The 22717-nt window shown below is 68.3% G+C and carries 22 protein-coding genes and 1 tRNA gene; 4 read left to right on the forward strand and 19 right to left on the reverse strand.

Features of this window, described 5'->3' with window-relative positions; genetic code table 11:
* Positions 1-23: 23 nt before the first annotated feature.
* Complete coding sequence (gene ppk2, locus EV148_RS12645; protein WP_131998802.1) at positions 24-845, forward strand: polyphosphate kinase 2; 822 nt, start codon at positions 24-26, stop codon at positions 843-845.
* 95 nt (positions 846-940) lie between these two features.
* Here the strand turns inward: ppk2 and secF are convergent, their stop codons facing one another.
* From secF to EV148_RS12690, 9 genes are all read right to left on the reverse strand, one after another.
* Positions 941-1882, reverse strand: a complete 942-nt coding sequence (gene secF, locus EV148_RS12650) for a protein translocase subunit SecF (RefSeq protein WP_131998804.1) — start codon at positions 1880-1882, stop codon at positions 941-943.
* 12 nt (positions 1883-1894) lie between these two features.
* Positions 1895-3811: a protein translocase subunit SecD gene (secD, locus tag EV148_RS12655; RefSeq protein WP_131998806.1), complete on the reverse strand. Its 1917-nt coding sequence runs from the start codon at positions 3809-3811 to the stop codon at positions 1895-1897.
* Between the two features lie 69 nt (positions 3812-3880).
* Complete coding sequence (gene yajC, locus EV148_RS12660; RefSeq protein ID WP_131998808.1) at positions 3881-4219, reverse strand: preprotein translocase subunit YajC; 339 nt, start codon at positions 4217-4219, stop codon at positions 3881-3883.
* Positions 4220-4513: 294 nt separating this feature from the next.
* Entirely contained in the window at positions 4514-5626 is a 1113-nt protein-coding gene (gene tgt, locus EV148_RS12665) for a tRNA guanosine(34) transglycosylase Tgt (protein WP_131998810.1), read from the reverse strand.
* Positions 5623-6660, reverse strand: a complete 1038-nt coding sequence (queA, locus tag EV148_RS12670) for a tRNA preQ1(34) S-adenosylmethionine ribosyltransferase-isomerase QueA (protein ID WP_131998812.1) — start codon at positions 6658-6660, stop codon at positions 5623-5625. Before queA ends, tgt begins: the two co-directional genes overlap by 4 nt.
* Before the next feature lie 90 nt (positions 6661-6750).
* Positions 6751-7353 carry a response regulator transcription factor gene (locus EV148_RS12675; protein ID WP_131998814.1) on the reverse strand — a complete coding sequence of 201 codons (603 nt, stop codon included), beginning with the start codon at positions 7351-7353 and terminating at the stop codon, positions 6751-6753.
* Positions 7354-7444: 91 nt separating this feature from the next.
* Positions 7445-8566: a sensor histidine kinase gene (locus EV148_RS12680; protein ID WP_158287459.1), complete on the reverse strand. Its 1122-nt coding sequence runs from the start codon at positions 8564-8566 to the stop codon at positions 7445-7447.
* Between the two features lie 181 nt (positions 8567-8747).
* Entirely contained in the window at positions 8748-9515 is a 768-nt protein-coding gene (locus EV148_RS12685) for an ABC transporter permease (protein ID WP_131998818.1), read from the reverse strand.
* Positions 9515-10414 (reverse strand): ABC transporter ATP-binding protein, encoded by a 900-nt coding sequence (locus EV148_RS12690; protein WP_131998820.1) that lies wholly within the window; start codon positions 10412-10414, stop codon positions 9515-9517. Before EV148_RS12690 ends, EV148_RS12685 begins: the two co-directional genes overlap by 1 nt.
* A gap of 255 nt (positions 10415-10669) precedes the next feature.
* Between EV148_RS12690 and EV148_RS12695 the strand changes: the two genes are divergently transcribed.
* The 3 genes from EV148_RS12695 (at position 10670) to EV148_RS12705 (ending at position 13424) form a co-directional block, all read left to right on the forward strand.
* Positions 10670-12166, forward strand: coding sequence for an aminotransferase class III-fold pyridoxal phosphate-dependent enzyme (locus EV148_RS12695; protein ID WP_131999224.1), 1497 nt, complete (start codon positions 10670-10672; stop codon positions 12164-12166).
* 179 nt (positions 12167-12345) lie between these two features.
* The gene (locus EV148_RS12700) at positions 12346-12699 is read left to right on the forward strand and encodes a PsiF family protein (protein WP_131998822.1); all 354 of its coding nucleotides are present in this window, start codon (positions 12346-12348) and stop codon (positions 12697-12699) included.
* Positions 12700-13037: 338 nt separating this feature from the next.
* On the forward strand, positions 13038-13424 hold the full coding sequence (locus tag EV148_RS12705; RefSeq protein WP_131998824.1) for a PsiF family protein: 387 nt from the start codon (positions 13038-13040) through the stop codon (positions 13422-13424).
* A 184-nt stretch (positions 13425-13608) separates the two neighbouring features.
* On the opposite strand, the gene pip is transcribed toward EV148_RS12705, so the two are convergent.
* The 10 genes from pip to thrS all read right to left on the reverse strand — a co-directional run bounded on the left by pip (position 13609) and on the right by thrS (position 22463).
* Positions 13609-14562, reverse strand: a complete 954-nt coding sequence (pip, locus tag EV148_RS12710; RefSeq protein ID WP_131998826.1) for a prolyl aminopeptidase — start codon at positions 14560-14562, stop codon at positions 13609-13611.
* A gap of 146 nt (positions 14563-14708) precedes the next feature.
* Positions 14709-14785 (reverse strand) — tRNA-Pro (locus EV148_RS12715).
* A gap of 80 nt (positions 14786-14865) precedes the next feature.
* On the reverse strand, positions 14866-15222 hold the full coding sequence (locus EV148_RS12720; protein ID WP_131998828.1) for a MerR family transcriptional regulator: 357 nt from the start codon (positions 15220-15222) through the stop codon (positions 14866-14868).
* On the reverse strand, positions 15200-15502 hold the full coding sequence (gene ihfA, locus EV148_RS12725; RefSeq protein ID WP_131998830.1) for an integration host factor subunit alpha: 303 nt from the start codon (positions 15500-15502) through the stop codon (positions 15200-15202). Before ihfA ends, EV148_RS12720 begins: the two co-directional genes overlap by 23 nt.
* Before the next feature lies 1 nt (position 15503).
* The gene (pheT, locus tag EV148_RS12730) at positions 15504-17891 is read right to left on the reverse strand and encodes a phenylalanine--tRNA ligase subunit beta (protein WP_131998832.1); all 2388 of its coding nucleotides are present in this window, start codon (positions 17889-17891) and stop codon (positions 15504-15506) included.
* A gap of 110 nt (positions 17892-18001) precedes the next feature.
* A complete protein-coding gene (pheS, locus tag EV148_RS12735; RefSeq protein ID WP_131998834.1) occupies positions 18002-18994 on the reverse strand; it encodes a phenylalanine--tRNA ligase subunit alpha in 993 nt (330 codons plus the stop codon).
* Positions 18995-19138: 144 nt separating this feature from the next.
* A complete protein-coding gene (rplT, locus tag EV148_RS12740; RefSeq protein ID WP_131998836.1) occupies positions 19139-19498 on the reverse strand; it encodes a 50S ribosomal protein L20 in 360 nt (119 codons plus the stop codon).
* A 12-nt stretch (positions 19499-19510) separates the two neighbouring features.
* Positions 19511-19708 (reverse strand): 50S ribosomal protein L35, encoded by a 198-nt coding sequence (gene rpmI, locus EV148_RS12745; protein ID WP_131998838.1) that lies wholly within the window; start codon positions 19706-19708, stop codon positions 19511-19513.
* A 284-nt stretch (positions 19709-19992) separates the two neighbouring features.
* Positions 19993-20517 (reverse strand): translation initiation factor IF-3, encoded by a 525-nt coding sequence (gene infC / locus EV148_RS12750; RefSeq protein ID WP_131998840.1) that lies wholly within the window; start codon positions 20515-20517, stop codon positions 19993-19995.
* A 41-nt stretch (positions 20518-20558) separates the two neighbouring features.
* Positions 20559-22463: a threonine--tRNA ligase gene (gene thrS, locus EV148_RS12755; protein ID WP_131998842.1), complete on the reverse strand. Its 1905-nt coding sequence runs from the start codon at positions 22461-22463 to the stop codon at positions 20559-20561.
* Positions 22464-22717 lie beyond the last annotated feature (254 nt).

The raw sequence follows: 22717 nt of genomic DNA on the forward strand, positions 1-22717 counted from the left end.
CCGCGCCACGACGGAGCGATGCGATGAAGGAACTGAAGCGCAAGGCCTACGAACGCGCGCTCGAAGACCTCTACGAGGACCTCGTCAGCCTGCAGCGCTGGATCATCACGAACGGCAAGCGCGTCGCGCTCGTGTTCGAGGGCCGCGACGCTGCCGGCAAGGGCGGCGTGATCAAGGCGATCAGCGCCCCGCTCAACTCCCGCTACACGCGCGTCGTGGCGCTGCCCAAGCCGACCGAGCGCGAATCCTCGCAATGGTATTTCCAGCGTTACGTCGAGCACCTGCCGGCCGCCGGCGAGCTCGTCCTGTTCGACCGCAGCTGGTACAACCGCGCCGGCGTCGAACACGTGATGGGCTTCTGCACGCCGGCGCAGTATCGCCGCTTCCTCGAGGACTGTCCCGCGTTCGAAAGACTCGTCACCGACGACGGGCTGATCCTGCTCAAGTACTGGCTCGCGGTCGACCAGGAATACCAGGAGCAGCGCTTCGCCGAGCGCGCGAGCGATCCGCTCAAGCGCTTCAAGATCTCGCCGGTCGACCTCGAGGCGCGCACGCAGTACGCGGCCTACGGCGCGGCGCGCGACGCGATGATCGCTGCGACCGACACGCCGTGGGCGCCGTGGTTCGTCGCCGACTTCAACGACCAGCGCCGCGGCCGCCTCGACGTGATCCGCCACCTGCTCGCACGCCTGCCCGAACGCGCCAGGCCCGACAAACCGCTCAAGCTGCCCAGGCTCGCGCGCAAACCCGCACGCGAGCATCTCGCCGACGAGAGCCTCTGGATACCGAAATCCTCGCCGGACGCCCGAACTGCGCCGGACGCGAAGAAGAAATCGAAGGATTGAAACACCAAGCACACGGAGACGACAGGGAAGGGTTCCCTGGCGTTTCCTCCGTGTGCTCCGCGTTCAGGCTTTGGACGCCCGCCGAAAATGCGGCATCACGGGCGGCGCGCGAGTTCCGGGTTTTCGCGCGTGACGGGCATGAGGTCGGTCTTCGACACGCCGAGCCAGTAGAGGATCGGGTTGGCGAAAAAGATCGACGACAGCGTGCCGATGACGATGCCGACCAGCATGGTCAGGCCGAAGCCGTGCACGGCCGGGCCACCGACGAAGTACAGCGCGAACATCGTCAGCGACGTGGTCAGCGACGTCATGATCGTACGCGACAGGGTCTGGTTGATCGCCTTGTTGAGGATCTCGTACGGCTCGGCCTTGCGGGCCAGGCGGAACAGTTCGCGCACGCGGTCGAACACGACCACCTTGTCGTTGATCGAGTAGCCGATCACCGCGAGCAACGCGGCGAGCACGGTCAGGTCGAACTCGAGCTGGGTCAGCGAGAAGAAGCCGAGCGTGAGGATCGTGTCGTGGATTTCGCTGGCGATCGCCGCGATCGCGAAGCGCTTCTCGAAGCGGATGCCGATGTAGATCATGATGCCGAGCATGACGAACACGGCGGCGACGATGCCGTCGTTGCGCAACTCCGCGCCGACCGACGAACCGACGAGGTCCGGGTGGCGCTTGAGCGACACGTCGGCGCGCTGCTGCTTGATCGCGGCGATGACGTCACGGCCGACGACCTCGGCGTCCTTCTGCTCCTCGGTCGGCTGCAGGCGAATCGACACCTCGCGCGTGCCGCCGACGCTCTGCACCTGCGCGTTGTGGAAACCGCCCGCTTCGAGCGCGGCGCGCACCTGGTCGGTCTGCACCGGTTCCTCGAACTTCGCCTCGACGAGCACGCCGCCGGTGAAGTCGAGCGCGTAGTTGAGCCCGCGGGTGGCGAGCAGGCCGAGCGAGGCGAGCACCAGCAGCGCCGAGATGACGATGCTGACCTTGCGCCCGCCGAGGAAGTCGATCTTGCTGTTGGGATTGAACAGTTCCATGGATGTCGTCCGTCAGGCGGTCGCGCCGCGGGTGTAGCCGCTGCCGATGGAGAGGCCCTTGAGCTTCTTCTTGCCGCCGTGGATGAGGTTGGTGACCGCGTGCGTGACGGTGACCGAGGTGAACATCGAGGTGAGGATGCCGATGAACAGGGTCACGCCGAAGCCGCGGATCGCACCCGAGCCGAGCGTCATCAGCGCCAGCGCGGCCAGCAGGTGGGTCACGTTGGCGTCGAGGATCGTCGCCCACGCCTTGTCGTAGCCGGCGCGGATCGCGGCGAGCGGCGTCGAGCCGTTGCGCAGTTCCTCGCGCACGCGCTCGCAGATCAGCACGTTCGCGTCGATCGCCATGCCGAGCGTGAGCACGATGCCGGCGATGCCGGGCATGGTCAGCGTCACGCCGATCGCGCTCATGATCGCGAGCAGCAGCACGAGGTTGAAGAACAGGGCGAGGTCGGCGATGAGGCCGAACAGCCAGTAGTAGAACGCCATGAACACGAGCACCGCGCCGAGGCCGAGCAGCACCGCGTAGATGCCCTTCTGGATGTTCTCCTTGCCGAGGCTCGGGCCGATCACGCGCTCCTCGACGATGTCGGTCGGCGCGGCGAGCGAGCCGGAGCGCAGCAGCAGCGCGAGGTCGGACGCTTCCTTGTTGCTGCCGAGGCCGGTGGTCTGGAAGCGGGTCGAGAACACGCCGTTGATGCGCGCGCTGCTGATGACCTCCTCGGTCACCTTGGTGCTGCGCACTTCCTTGCCGTCGACGATCTTCGTCTCCGGCGTGCGCTCGATGAACAGCACGGCCATCGGCTTGCCGACGTTCTGCGTCGTGAAGTCGAGCATCTTGCGGCCGCCGTTCGCGTTGAGCACGACCGACACCGCCGGCGAACCGGACTGCGGGTCGGGCTGGCTCGACGCGTCGACCATCTCGTCACCGCTGACGATGATCTTCTTCTTGAGCAGGATCGGCACCTTGCTGCCATCGGGCGCACGCTGGCGCATGTAGTAGAGCTTGTCATCGGGCGGCACGATGCCGCTGCGCATCGCCTCGAACGCGTCACCGTCGGTGTCGACCGCGTGGTATTCGAGCGTCGCCTGCGCGCCGAGCACCTTCTTCGCCTCGGCGGTGTCCTGCACGCCCGGCAGCTCCACCGCGATGCGCGTCTCGCCCTGCTGCTGGATCAGCGGCTCGGCCACGCCGAGCGCGTTGATGCGGTTGCTCAGGGTGGCCTGGTTCTGGCGGATCGTGTTGAGCGCGATCTCGCGGATTTTTTCCGGCTTGACGCTCGCGTTGAGCGTGTACGAGTCGCCGACCTGCGCGCCATTGGAGACGACGACATCGGGCACCTTCGACTGGATCGTCGACAGCGCGGCATCACGGTCCTCGGCGCTGCGCAGCTGCACGACGACGCCCTGCGGGCCACGACCGACCGACTGGTAACGGATGTTCTTGTCGCGCAACGCCGAGCGGATGTCGTCGGAATAGCGCTGCAGCTGCTTCTCGAGCACGTCCTTGTCGTCGACTTCCATGAGGAAGTGCACGCCGCCCTGCAGGTCGAGGCCCTTGGGCATTTCGCGCGCGCCGATCGCGCGCATCCAGCCCGGTACCGTGGAGGCGAGGTTCGGCGCGACGACGTACTGGTCGCCGAGCTCGGCCTTGATAGCTTCGAGCGCCTTGCCCTGCTCGTCGGTCGCACCGATCGGCAGGCGAACCATGAGCTGGTCGTTGTTGAGGTCGATGCGCTCGAACGGGATCTTGGCCTTCTCGAGCATGCCCTGCACCTTTTCCTTCAGGGCAAGGTCGATGGTCGCGCCACGATTCGGATTGACCTGCACGGCCGGCTGCTGCACGTACAGGTTCGGCACGCCGTACAGCACGCCGAGCAACAGCACGACGACGACGATCGCATACTTCCAACGGGGAAAATCGTTCATTTCTGAAATCCGTTACACGGCGCTTCACCCCGGCCGATGCCCGGCCGGGCCCCATACCCAGGGACGGAACTATGCACTCTTCAGCGTGCCTTTCGGCAGCACCGCGGAGACGGCGTCGCGACGCAGCTTGACGGTGACGCCGGCGGCGATCTCGAGCGTGATGATCTGCTCGCCGAGCTCTTCGATGCGGCCGAGCAGGCCGCCGTTGGTGAGAACTTCGTCGCCCTTGCCGAGGGAGGAGATCATGGCGCGCTGTTCCTTGGCACGCTTCATCTGCGGCCGGATCAGCATGAAGTAGAAGACGCCGAACAGGATGATGAGCGGCAGGAACGACATGATCGGGTTCGGCGCGGCGGCCGCCCCGCCCGTTGCCGCCTGGGCGTGTGCGCTGGCGATGAAGAAATCCATGGGTGCTCCGGAAACAGCTGGGTTCGGAATCCGGCGCGCCGCCCCGCAGGGGAGACTTCGCGCCAAAAGGCCGCGGATTATGCCATGGTGCCGGGCGATTCGCGCATTGCGCCGCAAAATCAACGGGATCCCGCATGCCGCCGGGGCCCGGGCGGGCAGCGGCCCGCAGGGCGCCCCCTGTGCTGCGCGACCGTCGCGCCTCGACGCATCGCGACGCTGCGTCGCCCGAGGATGGGCCGGTGGCAGGGCGGATCAAGCCGCGCAGCGGCGGATCCGCCTTCGCGCGACGGCGCGCTACGACCTCGCCGCGTAGAACGCCGCGACGAAGTCGCCGAGCCTGCGCTCGGCGATCGCCGAGCGCAGGCCGGCCATGAGTTCCTGGTAGTAGTGCAGGTTGTGGATCGTCGCGAGCATCGGCCCGAGCATCTCGCCGCAGCGGTCGAGGTGGCGCAGGTAGGCACGGCTGAAGCCGGAGCGGCAGGTGTAGCACGCGCATTCCTCGTCGAGCGGACGCGTGTCGCGCTCGTACTTGGCGTTGCGGATGCGCAGGGTGCCGTGGCGCGTGAACAGGTGCGCGTTGCGCGCGTTGCGCGTCGGCATGACGCAGTCGAACATGTCGACGCCGCGCCGCACCGCCTCGACGATGTCTTCCGGCCGGCCCACGCCCATGAGGTAGCGCGGGCGATCGCGCGGCAACAGAGGCTCGACGCGCTCGAGCGTCGCATTGCGCTCGTGCTCGGGCTCGCCGACGGCGAGGCCGCCGATCGCGTAGCCGTCGAAACCGATGTCGATCAGCGCTTCGGCGGAGCGCCGGCGCAGCTCCGGGTAGACGCCGCCCTGGACGATGCCGAACAGCGAATTGGGGTTGCCGCGGTCGTCGAACGCGCGGCGCGAACGTTCGGCCCAGCGCAACGACAGCTCCATCGAATCGCGCGCCTGCTTCTCCGTCGCCGGGTACGGCGTGCACTCGTCGAAGATCATCGCGATCTCGGAATCGAGCACGTGCTGGATGCGCATCGACTCCTCGGGTGACAGGAACACCTTCGCGCCGTCGACCGGCGAGGCGAACGTGACGCCCTGTTCGGTGATCTTGCGCTTGTGCGCGAGGCTGAACACCTGGAACCCGCCCGAATCGGTCAGGATCGGCTTGTTCCAGCCGATGAAGCGGTGCAGCCCGCCGAACTCGCCGACGACGTCGAGGCCCGGGCGCAGGAACAGGTGGAACGTGTTGCCGAGGATGATCTCAGCGCCGATGTCGAGGAGGTCGCGCGGCGACATCGCCTTGACCGAGCCGTAGGTGCCGACCGGCATGAACGCGGGCGTTTCGATCGTGCCGCGCGGAAAGGCGAGTCGGCCGCGGCGGGCGGCGCCGTCGCTGCCGAGGAGTTCGAAACGCATCGCGCTCATGCCGGCGCACCCGGCGGCAGGATCAGCATCGCGTCGCCGTAGGAGAAGAACCGATAGCGCTCGGCCACCGCGTGGCGGTAGGCGTCGAGCATGAACTCGCGCCCGGCGAACGCGGAGACGAGCATGAGCAAGGTCGATTCGGGCAGGTGGAAGTTGGTCACGAGCGCGTCGATGCTCGTGATGCGGTAGCCGGGCATGATGAAGATCTGCGTCTCGCCCGCGAACGGCGCGACCTGGCCGTCGTGCATCGACGATTCGAGCGCGCGCACGACGGTCGTGCCGACCGCGACGACACGGCCGCCGCGCTCGCGCGTGCGGCGGATCTTCTCGACCAGCTCGGCGCCGACGTTGAGCCACTCGCGATGCATCACGTGGTCCTCGAGCCGCTCGCTGCGCACCGGCTGGAACGTGCCCGCGCCGACGTGCAGGGTCACGTAGCCGGATTCGACGCCACGCGCCTCCAGCCGGCGCAGCAGCCCGGCATCGAAATGCAGGCCCGCGGTCGGTGCCGCGACGGCGCCCGCATGGCGCGCGAACACGGTCTGGTAGCGCTCGTCGTCGGCGCTGCCGGCTTCGCGATCGATGTACGGCGGCAGCGGCATGCGGCCGAGCCGCAGCAGCACCTTTTCGACCGGCTCCATGGTTTCGAAGCGCAACAGGAAGAATTCGCCGTCGCGGCCGAGCACGCTGGCTTCGCTGCCATCGGCGAGCACGATGCGCCCGCCCGCCTTCGGCTTCTTGCTCACGCCGAGCTGCGCGCGAGCCTCGTGCGTGCCCGTCACGCGCTCGATGAGGATCTCGACGAGCCCGCCGCTCGGCTTGCGCCCGAACAGGCGCGCGGGCAGCACGCGCGTGTCGTTGAACACGAGCAGGTCGCCCGGCTGCAGCAGCTCGACGAGGTCGGTGAAACGCCGGTCGGCGAGCGACCGCGAGCGCGCATCCGCGACGAGCAGCCGGCTCGCCGAGCGCTCGGGCAAGGGCGCCTGCGCGATCAGTTCGGGCGGAAGGTCGAAGTGGAAGTCGGACTTTTTCAAAGCGGGGATGGGGAACAGAGAATGGGGAATGGTAGAAGCGATTGGGGCTACGGTGTGAACCATTCTCTATTCTCTATTCCCCATTCCCGCTCACAGCCACCCCTTCTGCCGCGCCAGCCGATACGCCTCGATGCGGTTGCCGACGCCGAGCTTGCCGATCGCCTCGGACAGGTAGTTGCGCACCGTGCCCTGGGACAGGTTGAGGCGCTCGGCGATGTCGCCCGCGGACAGGCCTTCGCCGGCGAGGCGCAGCACCTGGCGCTCGCGGTCGTTGAGCGGGTCGGCGTCCGACCAGGCCTCGACTGCGAGCTGCGGATCGATCGCGCGCCCGCCCCGGTGCACCTTGCGCAGTGCTTCGGCGAGTTGCTCGGCCGGCGCGTCCTTGAGCAGGTAGCCCGCGACGCCGGCCTCGAGCGCCCGGCGCAGGAAGCCCGGGCGCGCGAACGTCGTCACGATCACGACCTTGCAGGCGAGCTCGTGCCGTTGCACGCGCTGCGCGAGTTCGAGCCCGGTGAGGCCGGGCATCTCGATGTCGGTGACGAGCACGTCCGGCTTGTGCTGCTGCAACGCGCGCCAGGCCTCCTCGCCGTCCGCTGCGCTGCCGATGACGTCGATGTCGGATTCGAGCCTGAGCAGCGCGGACAGCGCGCCGCGCACGAGCGCCTGGTCTTCGGCAAGGAGGACGCGGATCACGGTCGGGCAGGTTCCGATGCGGGGCGGACACGGCGTCCGCGGCCGTGCACTCTAGCAGCATGCGGCGGCGCGACCGCCGCGCGCGGGCGTCTCAGGTCGCGGTGGCCGGAGCCATGGAGCCGGCCGCGGCCGGCGGCAACGGCACGCTGGCGGCGACGCGGGTGCCACGGCCGCGCACCGACTGGATCTCGAGCCTCCCGTCGAGCAGGGCGAGGCGTTCGCGCATGCCGCCGAGGCCGTTGCCGGGCACGATCGTCGCGCCGATGCCGTCGTCGCTGATCTCCAGGTGCGCGACGCCGTCCTCGACGCCCACCTGCACGCGCGCGCGCGTCGCGTGGGCGTGGCGCTGGATGTTCGTGACCGCCTCGCGCACGGTCAGCGCGAGCACGGTTTCGATCTCGGCCGGCAGCGGCGCTTCGGCCAGTTCGTATTCGAGCCGCACGTCGCTCGATTCGAGCAGCAGCCGCGCGGAGGCGAGCTCGGCCGACAGGCCGGCGGTGCGGATCCCGGTCACCGCGCGCCGCACCTGGCCGAGTGCGTCGCGCGCGACGCGTTCGACGTCGGCGATCTCCCGCCGCGCCGCCTGCGCGTCGCGCTCGAACAGCTTGACCGCGAGTTCGGACTTGAGCGTGATCAGCGACAGCGTGTGGCCGAGCAGGTCGTGCAGGTCGCGACCGATGCGTTCGCGTTCGGCGAGCGCGGCGAGCCGGCGCACTTCGTCATGGCTGAGCTTGAGCTCCGCCAGGCGCAGGCGCTTCTCGTGGTGGAAGTGGTTGGCCGCACTGATCGCGAGGCCCACCATCGCGGTGATCGTGACCGACAGCGCGATATACTCGCCGGGCCAGCCAAGCAGCCACAGTTCGAGCGAGAAGACGACGAGCGCGCCGGCGATGATCTCGATGAGGCGACGCAGGCTGATGCCCGCGGCACTCGCGCAGGCCCCCGCATAGATGAGATAGGTGTTGGCGCCGGTGTTGACCGCGATGAGCGCGTAGCCGAGCAAGGCGATCGCCGCGCCGTAGTAGAGCCGGCGCCGCCCGCACACCTGCAATGCGCGGAAGTACAGCGGCAGGAACACGCACACGCTGAGCACGGTCGGCGGCAACCAGGTCGAGGTCGGCCGGCCGTTGTAGTTGAGGAACAGGAAGCCGAGGTAGAGCAGGCTCCACAGCGGCGCCCAGCCCTGCTCGGCGAGGTCCGGCGACAGGCGCATGCGAAACCACTCGAGCGTTGCCTTCCGCGTCATCGTGCCACCCGCGCGCCACCGATCGCCCGCCATGATACGCCGCGCTCCGCTTCAGACGTGCGCGCCGAGCACGCCGGCGACGACGATCAGCGCGTAGACCACCGCGGTCACGAACAGCCGGGCATGCAGCGTGCGCATCGGATCCCCCTCAGCCACGCGCGAGGCGCCGGCGTGCCAGCGCGACGAAGGCGAGCCCGAACGCGGCGAGTGCGGCCACATGCGGCAGCAACGCTTCGCCAGGCGCCTGGCCGACCGCGGCGAGGGCGAGCCGGCCGAGATGCCAGGCCGGCCACAGCGGCGCGATCTTGGCGACGAACGCAGGCAGCACGGTGAGCGGCATCCACAAGCCCGACAGGAACGACATCGGCAGGTAGAGGAGATTGGCGATCGCGGGCGCCGCCTGCCCGCTCGCGACGGTGCCGAGCCAGAGGCCGAGCGCGCAGAACGGCAACACACCGAAAAGCTCGGTCGCGTACAGCGAAAGCCATGCGCCCGCGGGCAGGCGCACGCCGCCGAGCACCATCGCGAGCACGGCGAGGATCGCGAAGATGATCGTCGCGAACAGCATCGCCATGGCGAGCTTGGACGCGAGGTAGGCGCCTGGCGGCATCGGCAGCGCGCGCTTGAGCGCGAGCCAGCCACGCTCGCGGTCGAGCGCGACGGTGACGCCGAAGCCGAACAGGCCGGGGCTCATGACGCCGAACACGCCGTAGGTCGCGAGCAGGTACAGGTTGGCCTCGAAACCCCCGCGGCGCTCGAACAGCACCGCGAACAGCAGGTAGAACATCGGCGGGAACAGCAGCGTCGGCAGCGCGAACGAGGGCGCGCGCAGCAGGCGCAGGAACTCGTTGCGTGCTTCGAGCAGGTGGCAGCGCCACAGCGGGACGCGCGGCACGTCGAGGGTGGCAGCGTCCATCAGGCGGCCTCGCGGGTGATTTCGACGAAGGCGTCGGCGAGGCCGGCGCGCTGCACTTCGAGCTGGCTGAGCCCGCTGTCCTCGAACAGCAGCTGGCGCACGACGACCTCGGCCTGGTCGGTCACGATCTCGATGCGGTCGCCGTCGCGACAGACGCTGCGCACCTCGGGCCAGGCGCCGACGCGCGCGGCGTCGAGCACGCTGACGCAGCGGATGCGCCGCTGCGAAACGCGCGCGCGGACCTGCTGCACGCTGCCGCAGGCGACGATGCGACCGCGGGCGAGCACGGCGACGCGGTCGGCGAGCGCCTCGGCTTCCTCGAGGTAGTGCGTGGTCATCACCACGGCGCAGCCCGCCTCGACCATCGCGCGGATCGCGCGCCACAGCAGCCCGCGCGCATCAAGGTCGAGGCCGGTGGTCGGCTCGTCGAGGAACAGCAGGCGCGGGTTGCCGCAGATCGCGAGCGCGAACTGCACGCGGCGCTGCTCTCCGCCGGACAGGCGGCCGTAGCGGCGGTCGAGCAGGCCGTCGAGCCCGGCCAGGCCGGCGCATCCGGCGATCGTGCGTGGCGCGGCGTAGTAGCTGCAGGTGAGTTCGAGCAGCTCGCGCACCTTCAGCGAATCGGGCAGGCCGGCCGACTGCAGCATGACGCCGCAGGCGCGGCGCGCGTCCAGTTCGGCCGGCGGGCGGCCGCACAGGCGCGCCTCGCCGGCGTCGGCGGGCAGCAGGCCGAGCGCGATGGCGATCGCCGTGCTCTTGCCGGCGCCGTTCGGGCCGAGCAGCGCGAGCAATTCGCCCCGCCGTACCTCGAGATCGATGCCGTCGAGCGCGACGGTGCCGCCGTAGCGCTTGCGTACGCCACGCCATTCGACGGCCGCGCCGGATTCCGCCTGCTGCATGGAACCACTCCCTTTTCCGGTCTCGGGGCCACTTTAGGCCGGACGCGGAAAACCCCACAGAATCAGGCGTCAGGCGCCTCGGATGACGCTTGTCACGCGCCGCGGCGCCCGGCCGGCGGGGTACCGCGGCCCAGCCCCCTGTGGTACAGTCCCGGCTTGGCGTTTTTTCCATTCCAATCAAAGATTAAAAGCGTCGTGCCCGTTCCCCGCGAGGGGCGGGCACGTGTCGTTTTCCGGGAGGTTGCAATGAATCCGATGCTGGCCAAGCTCAAGGAAATGCGTGAATTCGACGGGACGGTGCGCACGACCGGCCTGCCGGACGCTGCCATCGAGCGCTTCCTGGCCGCCGATGCGGAACTCACGCAGGCGATCGACGAGGCGTACGCCGCGCATCTCGCGCTGCGCTCGTGCATGCCCGAGTTCCTGCACCTCGACGAGAGCGAGCAGATCCGCCAGGCGCAGGCCGACTTCGTCAACTTCTACCCCGAAGACGGCGTCAACCCGTACGTCGCACTCGCCGCGCACGGCGCCTGGATCGTCACGCTCAAGGGCGCGGTGATCTACGACGCGGGCGGCTACGGCATGCTCGGCTTCGGCCACGCGCCGAAGAACATCCTCGGCGTCCTCGCGCGCCCGCAGGTGATGGCGAACGTGATGACGCCCAACCTGTCGCAGCTGAAGTTCGGCAAGGCGCTGCGCAAGGAGATCGGCCATACCCGCGGCGGCTGCCCGTATGCGAAGTTCATGTGCCTCAACTCGGGCTCCGAGTCGGTGTCGCTGGCGAGCCGCATCGTCGACGTCAATGCCAAGCTCATGACCGATCCGGGTGCGCGCCATGCCGGCCGCACGATCAAGCGCGTCGCCGTGAAGGGCGCGTTCCACGGCCGCACCGAGCGCCCGGCGGTCTATTCCGACTCCTCGCGCAAGGCCTACGAGCAGAACCTCGCGAGCTTCCGCAACGAAACCAGCCTGCTCACGGTGGAACCGTACAGCGTCGAGCAGCTCAAGCAGGTGTTCGCCGACGCCGACCGGAACGGCTGGTTCATCGAAGCCGTGTTCATCGAACCGGTGATGGGCGAAGGCGATCCGGGCCGCGGCGTCACGCCGGAGTTCTACGTCGCCGCGCGCGAGCTGACCAAGGCGCACGGCAGCCTGCTGCTGATCGATTCGATCCAGGCCGGCCTGCGTGCGCATGGCGTGCTGTCGATCGTCGACTATCCCGGCTTCGAAAACATCGAGGCGCCGGACCTCGAAACCTATTCCAAGGCACTCAACGCCGGCCAGTACCCGCTGTCGGTGCTCGCCACCAACGAGCGCGCGTCGGAGCTCTACCGCAAGGGCATCTACGGCAACACGATGACCGCGAACCCGCGCGCGCTCGACGTCGCCTGCGCGGTGCTCAAGGCGCTCACGCCGGAGCTGCGCGAGAACATCCGCGCGCGCGGCAAGGAGTTCGTCGCCAAGCTCGAAAAGCTCAAGGCCGAACTCCCGGGCTACATCACCAAGGTGCAGGGCACGGGCCTGCTGTTCTCGTGCGAACTCGCGCCGGAGTTCAAGTGCTACGGCGCGGCGAGTACCGAGGAATGGATGCGCGAGCGTGGCTTCGGCGTGATCCATGGCGGCGCGAATTCGCTGCGCTTCACGCCGCGCTTCGACATCACGTCGGCGGAAGTGGACCTGCTCGTCGACGGCGTGCGACGCGCCCTGCTCGAGGGTCCGCGCAAGGCGGACGCCACGCGCGCCGCCGCCTGATCCGCCATGCCCGGCCCGGCGCCTGCGCCGGGCCGCCGGCGCACGGCCATGCCGCCTGAACCGCCGGCAAGCCGATCGAAAATTTTCCTGCCTTCCCCTCCCCTGCCCGGGTGCGCGGCGTAGACTGCGCCGCACCGTGACCCGACCGGGCGCGGTCACCCATGGAGAGGAGCACCATCATGCAGCTGAAGACGACGTCATTGCTGGTCCTCGCGCTCGCGTTTGCAAGCGGATCCGGCGCGGCGTTCGCGCAGGATGCGGCGAAGGCGGGCAAGACGCTCACGCCCCAGCAGGAACGGTTCGGCGCTTGCGCCAAGCAAGCGAAAGCGAAGGGCCTCAAGGGAGCCGAGTACAAGACCTTCATGAGCACGTGCTCGAAAGGTGACGGTGCAGCCGCCGCCACGCCGATGACCCAGCAGGAAAAGATGAAGGCCTGCAACGCGGATGCGAAGGCGAAGGGCCTCAAGGGCAAGGATTACACCGATTTCCGCAACAACTGCCTGAAGGGCCATCCGGAAGCCGCCGCGCAGTAATCGCGCACGCGCGCATGCCTGCGTGCCGAGGGCCGGGCGCGAGCCCGGCTCCGAGGTTTCGGGGGCGCCCGACGCCCCCTGCCCATCGCGCGGTCGTGCGCCGTCCTTCGCACGCATCGATCCCGCGACCGCGACGTCGCTGCGCGGCGCAAGCCGCTTCCCGCCGCGCGCTGCAGGCCTTTCCTACACGTCGACCGGCGCTTTCGTCGCTCCGGCGGCGATGCCGGCCTGCACCCGCGTCCCGCTTCTTCCTCTGTGTGGCCTGCACACGCACGCGCACACTGCCTGCACCGCGATCGGACCGGTCGCGGATTCATCCATCAGGGAGGAGCGTCACCATGCAGATCAGGAACATCGCGTCTTCGGCTCTCGTCATCGCCTTCGCGTTCGCGTGCAGCGCCCGCGCCGCCGCCGCGGCGGATGCGACGCCCGCGAAGACGGAAAAGCCGCTGACCGCGCAGCAGGCGCGCATGAAGGGCTGCAATGCCGAAGCGAAGTCGCAGTCGCTCAAGGGCGACGAACGCCGTGCCTTCATGAGCACCTGCCTCAAGGGCGGCTCGACCGCGCTGACCGCGCACGACACCGCCAAGGCCACGCCGAGCACGGCCCAGCTCAAGCGCAAGGCGTGCTCGGCGCAGGCGAAGGAGAAAGGCCTCAAGGGCAGCGAACGCAAGGCGTTCGTGCGCGATTGCGCAAGCGAGGGCGAGGTGGCCAGCGCGACCTGACGCCGCAGCCGCCTGGCAGCGAGCGACGGGCCGCTCGCGCACGAACGGCGCGCCGCGGCGGACGTGCATCGCTGCAATCCGGCGCATTGGCGGGCGCGCCGGTGGCGTCGGTGGGCCGCGGAGCACGCCGGCGACACGGGACCACAGGGCCGGCACAGGGACGTGCCGCACCCGTGGCGCCGCTTCAGCGGAAGCGGTCGGTCGCTTCGACGAGTTCGTGCACGATGCCCGGCTCGAGCGCCGAATGGCCGGCGTCGGGGACGATGCGCAGGTCGGCTTCCGGCCAGGCGCGATGCAGGTCCCAGGCGCTGCGCATCGGGCAGACGACGTCGTAGCGGCCCTGCACGATCACGGCCGGGATGTGCCGCAGGCGGTGCGCGTCGCGCAACAACTGGTCATCGGCGTCGAAGAAGCCGCCGTTGACGAAGTAGTGGTTCTCGATGCGTGCGAACGCGAGCGCGAATTCGTCCTCGCCGCTCGAAGCGATGTGGTTCGCATCCTGCAGCAGGAAGCTCGTCGCGCCCTCCCACACCGACCACGCGCGCGCGGCTTCGAGTCGCACCGCCGGATCGGCACTGGTGAGGCGGCGGTGATAGGCGCTCATGAGGTCGCCGCGCTCGGCCGGGGGGATCGGCGCGAGGTAGTGCTCCCAGACGTCCGGGAACAGCGCGTCGCAACCCTTCTGGTAGAACCATTCGAGTTCCCAGCGGCGCAGCATGAAGATGCCGCGCAGCACGAGCTCGGTCACGCGCGGCGCATGCGTCTGCGCGTAGGCGAGTGCGAGCGTCGAGCCCCACGATCCGCCGAACACCTGCCAGCGCGCGATGCCGAGGTGCTCGCGCAGCCGCTCGACGTCGGCGACGAGGTGCCAGGTCGTGTTGTCGGCGAGTTCCGCATGCGGCGTCGAGCGACCGCAGCCGCGCTGGTCGAACAGCACGATGCGATAGTGCGCGGGATCGAAGAAACGGCGCGACTTCGCATTGCAGCCTGCGCCAGGCCCGCCGTGCAGGAACACGACCGGCTTGCCCGCGGGGTTGCCGCACTGCTCGTAGTAGAGCCGGTGCAACGGCGACACCTGCAGGAAACCGCTGTCGTACGGCTCGATCTCGGGATACAGCGTGCGACGTGGCTGGCTCATGCGATGTGCGGTTCCGGCTGGGTCGCTCGACCCTGCTCTTCATGAAGAGTGCGCACAGGGACGTGCGCTCTGGCCGCTCCGAAGCCGAAGGGCGACCCGCGACCGAAGAACTGCCGAAGAAGCCCGCAAGGATGCGGGCAAAGTAATGGTCGGGGCGGCCGGATTCGAACCGACGACCACCAGTCCCCCAGACTGGTGCGCTACCAGGCTGCGCTACGCCCCGACGATGCCTTGCCGCAGGAGAGGCCGCATCCGGCCGCTGCCCGCTTGGGAGCCGACGATTCTAGCAGATGCTTCGCGGGCTCAGCGACGCAGGATCTGCAGCACTTCTTCCAGCTCCATGCGCACCTGACGCACGATCTGGTTGGAAATGCTCGACTCCACGCGTGCCTGCGAACCTTCCAGGCGCTGGCGTGCGCCGGTGATCGTGAAACCCTGGTCGTACAGCAGCGACCGGATCTGGCGGATCATCAGCACGTCATGGCGCTGGTAATAGCGGCGGTTGCCACGCCGTTTCACGGGCTTGAGGTTGGGAAACTCCTGTTCCCAGTAGCGCAACACGTGCGGCTTGACCGCACAGAGTTCGCTGACCTCGCCAATGGTGAAATAGCGTTTCGCCGGGATGACCGGAAGTTCGCTATTGCTGCCCTGATCCAGCATAGGCTTCGACCCGGACCTTCAGTTTCTGTCCCGGACGGAACGTCACCACCCGCCGCGCGGAAATCGGAATCTCCACGCCGGTCTTGGGGTTACGCCCTGGACGCTGATTCTTGAAACGCAGGTCGAAGTTGCCGAAACCGGACAGCTTCACCTGCTCCCCTTTTTCAAGCGCATCGCGTACGACTTCGAAGAACGCGTCGACGAATTCCTTGGCTTCGCGTTTGTTGAGACCGACGTCCAGAAACAGGCGCTCGGCCATCTCCGCCTTCGTCAACGCCATCCTACCCTCGCAACTTTGCTTTGCAAACCGATTCCAGTGCGGCAACCGCGAGAGCCGTGCAGCGGTCAGCGTCCTGATCCGTAAGGGTGCGGGAACGGTCCTGCAAAATCAAGCCAATAGCGAGACTTTTGACATCGTGGCCGAGGTTCGGGCCCGCGTAGCGATCGAACAGGACGACCTGCGTGAGCGTTTCGCCAACCGCATCACGAATCGCGGCCTCGACCGCCGCATACGGCACCGCTTCGGGCAATTCGAAGGACAGGTCGCGGCGCACCGAGGGGTAGCGCGACACCGCTTCGGCGCGCGGCAGCGCGCGCTGCGACACCGCGGCCACGTCGAATTCGAACGCGAACACGTCCTCGTCGAGGTCGAGCCTGGCGAGCAGGTCCGGATGCAATGCGCCGATCCAGCCGACCACGGCGCCGTCGCGACGGACTTCGGCCGCCTGTCCCGGGTGCAGCCAGGCCGGGCCGCCGGGCGTGAAGCTGAACGCACCGGCGGCATTGGTCAGCGCGAACAGCGACTCCGCATCGCCCTTGACGTCGAAGAAGTCGACGGCGCGCGCCTCGCTCGCCCAGTTCTCGGCGACCGCGCGGCCACAGGCGACGCCCGCGATCCGGTCGTGCTCGACCGGCGTCGGATCGGCAGCCGTGCCGCCCGAGAACACCCGTCCGAACTCGAACAGGCGCACGCGCGGCTGCTGGCGGCGACGGTTGGCCGCGAGCGCGGTGACGAGGCCGGGCAGCAGCGAGGTACGCATGACGCCTAGGTCGGCGGAGAGCGGATTGGCGAGCGCGACCGCGCCCTCGTCGAGCTGCCACGTACGCAGCAGCTCGTGCGGCACGAACGCGTAGCAGATCGCCTCGGCGTAATCGCGCGCGACGAGTTGCGCGCGCAGGCGCGACGCCTCCAGGCGTGTTTCGGGCAAGCTCGGCCCGAGCAGCTCGCCACGCGGCGCACGCGTCGGTACGCGTTCGTAGCCGTGCACGCGCACGACTTCCTCGATGAGGTCTTCCTCGATCTGGATGTCGAAGCGATGGCTCGGCGGCGTCGCGCGCCAGCCCTCGGCCGTCGCCTCGACCTGCATGCCGAGCGCGCGCAGGATGCGCTCGACTTCCGTGTCGGCAATGTCGATGCCGAGCAGGCGCGCGAGGCGGGTGCGGCGGAGCGCGACTGGGGCGCGTGCGGGCAGGTCCGCCGCGATCACCGTTTCGGTCACGGGCCCGGGGCGGCCGCCGGCGATTTCGAGGATCAGCGCGGTCGCGCGCTCGATCGCGCGACGCGGCAGCTCGGGATCGACGCCGCGCTCGAAGCGATGCGAAGCGTCGGTGTGCAGGCCGAGCCGGCGCGCGCGCCCCATGATCGCGCCCGGCGCGAAGTGCGCCGCTTCGAGGAACACGGTCGTCGTCGCATCGGTCACGCGCGAATCGTGGCCGCCCATGATGCCGGCGAGTCCGTGCAGGCCGGTGCGATCGGCGATGACGAGGAACGCGTCGTCGAGCGCGGGTTCGCTGCCGTCGAGCAACTTCACGCGCTCGCCCGCGCGCGCGCGGCGCACCGAGATGGGCCCATCGAGTTTCGTATCGTCGTACGCATGCATCGGCTGGCCGAGCTCGAGCATCACGTACTGGGTCACGTCCACGAGCGCGCTGACCGGACGCACGCCGCTGCGGCGCAGGCGCTCGGCCATCCACAGCGGCGTCTTCGCGCTTGCATCGATGCCCTCGATGAGGCGGCCGCAGTAGCGCGGGCAGTCGACGCCGGCATCGAGCGTCGCCGCGCGCGTGCGATCGACCACGGCCGCGACGGGCGCGCCGGCCGGCTCGTGCAGCGCGCTGCCGAACAGCGCCGAGGCGTCGCGCGCGAGCCCGAGCACGCTGAGGCAGTCGGGCCGGTTCGGCGTGAGCTTGATCTCGATGCTCGCGTCGGGCAGGCCGAGGTACTGCGCAAGCGGGGTGCCGACCGGCGCGCCGGCGGGCAGTTCCATCAGGCCCGACGCGTCGGCGTCGATGCCGAGTTCCTTCGCCGAGCAGAGCATGCCGTTCGACTCGACGCCGCGCAGCGCGGCGCGCTTGATCTCCATGCCGTTCGGCATCGTCGTGCCGATCGTCGCGAGCGGCGCCTTGAGGCCGGTGCGCGCGTTCGGCGCGCCGCAGACGATCACCAGCGGGGCGCTCCCGCCCGCGGCGACCTCGCACACGCGCAGCTTATCCGCATTCGGATGCGGCGTGCAGGCGACGATCTCGCCGACGACGACGCCGGCGAGCGTGCCGCCGAGCGCTTCGACGCCCTCGACCTCGAGGCCGGCCATCGTCAGGCGGTGCATGAGCGCGTCCCGGTCGACCGGGATGTCGACGAGTTCGCGCAGCCAGTTTTCGCTGAATTTCATGATCGGAGCCGGGAATGGGGAATGGGGAATCGGGAATGGTCAACGCGGGCAATCGGGAGCCGGGATGATGGCCTGTCGATTCTCCATTCCCGATTCCCCATTCCCGGCCCTCAGGCGAATTGCCTGAGGAACCTGAGGTCGTTGTCGAAGAACTGGCGCAGGTCGTTGACGCCGTAGCGCAGCATCGCGAAGCGCTCGCCGCCCATGCCGAACGCGAAACCGGTGTAGCGCTCCGGGTCGATGCCGCAGTTGCGCAGGACGTTCGGGTGCACCATGCCGCAGCCGAGCACCTCGAGCCACGACTGCGTGCCGTCGTCACGGTCCCAACGGATGTCCACTTCCGCGCCGGGTTCGACGAACGGGAAGTAGCTCGGCCGGAAGCGCATCTCGAAGTCGCGCTCGAAGAACGCGCGCACGAATTCGGCGAGCGTGCCCTTGAGGTCGGCGAAGCTCACGTCTTCGCCGACGAGCAGGCCTTCGATCTGGTGGAACATCGGCGAATGGGTCTGGTCCGAATCGCTGCGGTAGACCTTGCCGACCGAGATCACGCGGATCGGCGGCGTGCGACCGGTCGCCGCGCGGATCTGCACGGGCGAGGTGTGCGTGCGCAGCAGGCGGCCGTCCGGGAACCAGAACGTGTCGTGCATCGTCCGCGCCGGATGGTCGGGCGGGAAGTTGAGCGCCTCGAAGTTGTACCAGTCGGTCTCGATCTCGGGACCATCGGCGAGTTCGTAGCCGAGGCGCGCGAAAATCTCGATCGCGCGATCGAGCGCGCGCGTGATGGGGTGCAGGCCGCCGCGCGTGCCGCGCCGGCCCGGCAGCGTCACGTCGACGCGTTCGGAGGCGAGGCGGCGCGCGAGCTCGGCCTGCTCGAGGGCCGCCTTGCGAGCGGCGATCGCGTCGGCGATGCGCTCCTTCGCGCGGTTGACCTCGGCGCCACGCGCCTTCTTCTCCTCCGGCGGCAGCGCGCCGAGCGCCTTCAAGGCGGCGGTGACCGCGCCGCTCTTGCCGAGCAGCGCGACGCGCTGGGCATCGAGTGCCTCGAGCGTGTCGGCGGTCTCGATCTGCTCGAGCGCGCGCTGGATGTCCTCAAGTACGTCCATCGGGTTCCCGTGGGTGGAACACAAACGAAAACGGGGAGGAGGCCCTGGCCTCCTCCCCGCGTGTGCTTCGGCTATCGGTCCGCTGCGGGGAACGTCGGCGCGGTGTTCCACCGCTGCGACCCGCGTTCGCGGATGATGGCAAAACTACGCCGCCAGGCTGGCCTTGGCCTTCTCCGCGAGCGCACCGAACGCCTTGATGTCGTGCGCGGCGATGTCCGCGAGCACCTTGCGATCGAGCGTGATGCCGGCCTTCTTGAGGCCGTTCATCAGGCGGCTGTAGGACAGGCCGAACTGGCGCGCGCCCGCGTTGATGCGGACGATCCACAGCGCGCGGAAGTTGCGCTTCTTCTGCTTGCGGCCGATGTAGGCGTACTGGTGCGCCTTCGTGACCGCCTGCTTGGCGACGCGGAAAACCTTGCGACGCGCGTTGTAGTAACCCTTGGCCTTGCCGAGGATCTTCTTGTGACGACGGTGGGCGATGACGCCGCGCTTGACTCGTGCCATGGTCGATCCTCCTTACGCGTACGGCAGCATGCGGGAGACGCGACCGGCGTCTTCCTTGCGCACGTGGTTGGTCGCACGCAGGCCGCGCTTGCGCTTGGTGGCCTTCTTCGTGAGGATGTGGCTCTTGAACGCGTGGCCGCACTTGAACTTGCCGGTCGCGGTCTTGCGGAACCGCTTCGCGGCGGCCCGATTGGTCTTCATCTTGGGCATGACCCAACTCCTTCGGTGATTTTCGTTACTGGCGCGAGCGGTGGCGTTCGCCACGCTTTCCGTCCTGCTCGTTCCGGTGTGTGCGACCCGGAATCCCGGGTCTTCTCCTGCGGGGAGGGAGCAACAGCTTCCTCGCCCATTTCTGCCGGGAGAGAGCAAAAGCCCCCTCACCCTTTGCCCTCTCCCCACGATGATGAAGCCGTCGCGGGGCGAGGGGAACGCGTCGTGCCGTGCGGTATCGTCCTCTCGAACGGTCGCGGCGGCCTGCAGCTGACGTCTTTCGGTCAGGTCTTCTTCTTAGGGGCGACCATCATGACCATCAGGCGCCCTTCCATCCTCGGGTACTGCTCGATCACCGCGTCCTCGGCGATCTCGGCGGCGATCTTCTTCACCATCGCCTCGCCCAGTTCCTGGTGGGTCATCTCGCGACCGCGGAAGCGGATCGTGATCTTGACCTTGTCACCCTCCTCCAGGAAGCGGCGCAGGTTGCGCATCTTGATCTGGTAGTCGCCGACGTCGGTGACCGGGCGGAACTTCAGTTCCTTGATCTCGACCTGCTTCTGCTTCTTCTTGGCCGCGTGCGCCTTCTTCTGCGCCTCGAACTTGAACTTGCCGAAATCCATGATGCGGCACACCGGCGGGTCGCCGTTGGGCTGGATCTCGACCAGATCCAAGCCCGCGTCCTGCGCCATCGCGAGCGCTTCGTCGCGGGACAGGATGCCGACCTGCTCCCCTTCGGGGCCAATCACGCGGACTCGCGGAACACGGATCTCGTGGTTCCTGCGGTTCGGCTTGCTATCGGTGGCGATACGTCAATCCTCCAAGGGGAATCGTTCCCGGACACGCCCGTTCAGGTTCGGGCGCACTCGGCCTCCAGACGTTCGACGAAGGCGGAAACCGGCATGGAACCGAGGTCCTCGCCCGCGCGCGTACGCACAGCGACGGCCCCCGCCTCCCTTTCCCGGTCGCCCGCGACGAGGAGGTAGGGCACCTTGTCCAACGTGTGTTCGCGGATTTTATAGCCGATTTTCTCGTTTCGCAAATCGGCCTCGACCCGGAAACCTTTCGCCACAAGGGCTTGCGCCACTTCGCTCACGTACGGGGCCTGGGCGTCGGTGATATTCATGACGACCGCCTGCACCGGCGCCAGCCAGGGCGGGAACGCACCGGCGTGGTTCTCGATCAGGATGCCGATGAAACGCTCCATCGAGCCGACGATCGCGCGGTGCAGCATGACCGGATGGCGCTTCTGGCTGTGCTCGTCGACGTATTCGGCGCCGAGGCGGCCGGGCATCATGAAATCGACCTGCATCGTGCCGAGCTGCCAGGTACGGCCGATCGCATCCTTGAGGTGGTACTCGATCTTCGGGCCGTAGAACGCGCCCTCGCCGGGCAGCTCCTGCCATTCGACCCCGGCCGCGCGCAGCGCCGAGCGGAGCGCGTTCTCGGCCTTGTCCCAGGTCGCGTCGTCGCCGAGGCGCGGCTCCGGCCGCAGCGCGATCTTCAGCTGCACGTCGCTGAAGCCGAATTCGGTATAGACCTGCATCGCCTGGCGGTGGAACGCGGTCACCTCGGCTTCGATCTGGTCCTCGGTGCAGAAGATGTGGCCGTCGTCCTGGGTGAAGCCGCGCACGCGCAGGATGCCGTGCAGCGCGCCGGACGGCTCGTTGCGGTGGCAGGCGCCGAATTCGCCGTAGCGGATCGGCAGGTCGCGGTAGCTGTGCAGGGTCGAGTTGAACACCTGCACGTGGCCGGGACAGTTCATCGGCTTCACCGCGTAGGTCCGCTTCTCGGACTCGGTGAAGAACATGTTGTCCTTGTAGTTGTCCCAGTGCCCGGACCGCTTCCACAGCGAGACGTCGAGGATCTGCGGGCAGCGCACTTCCTGGTAGCCGCTCTCGCGGTAGACCTTGCGCATGCGCTGCTCGACGACCTGCCAGATCTGCCAGCCCTTCGGGTGCCAGAACACCAGGCCGGGCGCTTCTTCCTGCAGGTGGAACAGGTCGAGCTGCTTGCCGATCTTGCGGTGGTCGCGCTTCTCCGCCTCTTCCAGCTGGTGCAGGTAGGCGGCGAGGTCCTTGTCGTTGAGCCAGGCCGTGCCGTAGATGCGCGAGAGCATCTCGTTGTTGGAATCGCCGCGCCAGTACGCGCCGGCGACCTTCATGAGCTTGAAGCTTTTCAGCCGGCTCGTGTTAGGCACGTGCGGGCCGCGGCAGAGGTCGGTGAACTCGCCCTGCGCGTACAGCGACAGCGGCTCGTTCGCCGGGATGCCCTCGATGATCTGCGCCTTGTACTCCTCGCCCTTGGCGCGGAAGAACGCGACCGCCTCGTCGCGCGGCATTACCGAACGCGACACCGGCAGGGCTTCGGCGGCGATCTTCTTCATCTCCGCCTCGATCGCGGCGAGGTCGTCGGGCGTGAACTGCCGCTCGAACGCGAAGTCGTAGTAGAAGCCGTTGTCGATGACCGGGCCGATCGTGACCTGCGCGTTCGGGAACAGTCGCTGCACCGCCTGCGCCAGCAGGTGCGCGGTCGAGTGGCGGATGATCTCGAGCGCCTCGGGGCTCTTCTCCGTGACGATCTCGACGCGGGCGTCGTGGTCGATGACGCGGCTGGTATCGACGAGCTGGCCGTCGACCTTGCCGGCGAGCGCGGCCTTGGCGAGGCCGGCGCCGATCGACGCGGCGACGTCGTGCACGCTGGGCGGGTTGTCGAACTGCTTCTGGCTGCCGTCCGGGAGCGTGATGCTGATCATGGGAGTTCTTCCGATTGCGAAGCCGACGCGCGGCGTTGCGGCCATGAAAAAAGGGCGCCAAGGCGCCCTTCGTTCATTCCAGGATACCTTGCGCGGATGTTCAGTCGAGGATGTCGAAGGTTCGCGTCATGGTGATCGTGTTCTTTCGAACTACGGCTCCCGGATCTTCCGGCTCGAAAGCCGGCTCATGCTTCACGTTCAAAGTCCGGCCATGGATGGCCCGGTCCTTCTTCCAGCTCCTGCCATCAGGACGA

Origin of the sequence: Dokdonella fugitiva (assembly GCF_004342425.1) — a bacterium.
Classification (GTDB): domain Bacteria; phylum Pseudomonadota; class Gammaproteobacteria; order Xanthomonadales; family Rhodanobacteraceae; genus Dokdonella_A; species Dokdonella_A fugitiva.